1 pseudogene is annotated in these 508 nt (G+C 65.6%); it reads right to left on the bottom strand.

What is annotated here, in order from left to right:
- A pseudogene (locus RF644_RS18905) lies at positions 1–508 on the bottom strand (ubiquinol-cytochrome c reductase cytochrome b subunit); the annotation flags it as partial.

The raw sequence follows: 508 nt of genomic DNA, 5'->3' as shown, positions 1-508 counted from the left end.
GCTGAGCTTGGCGCGCAGCTTCTCGGTGAGCTTCACCTTGCGGCGGACGCCGTTCTCGTCGACCGTCGGGCCGATCTCCGCGGGCTTGTACTGCTCGTGCGCGGTGAGCTTGTAGAGGTCGCCCTGTGCCAGCGGCTCGTGCACCTCGACGAACTCACCGTGCGGCAGGCGCTTGATGATGCCGGACTCGCGTCCGTGCAGCACCTTGTCCTTGTCGCGCCGCTGCAGACCCAGGCAGATCCGCTTGGTGATGATGAACGCGAGGACCGGTCCGACGAAGTACGTGATGCGCACGAACCAGGTGATCGCATTGATCGACAGGTGGAAGTGCGTCGCGAAGATGTCGTTTCCGCCACCCAGCAGCATGATCACGTAGCCGGTGACCCAGGCGACACCCAGAGCGGTCCGCGTCGGAGCGTTGCGCGGGCGGCACAGGATGTGGTGCTCGCGCTTGTCGCCGGCTATCCACGACTCGATGAACGGATAGACGGCGCGCGCCGCCATGACG

The sequence above is a fragment of the Kocuria sp. CPCC 205258 genome, from assembly GCF_040981005.1.
Lineage (GTDB): Bacteria > Actinomycetota > Actinomycetes > Actinomycetales > Micrococcaceae > Kocuria > Kocuria rosea.
Note: the sequence above shows the minus strand (reverse complement) of the source record. Positions and strands in the feature narration are given on the sequence as shown.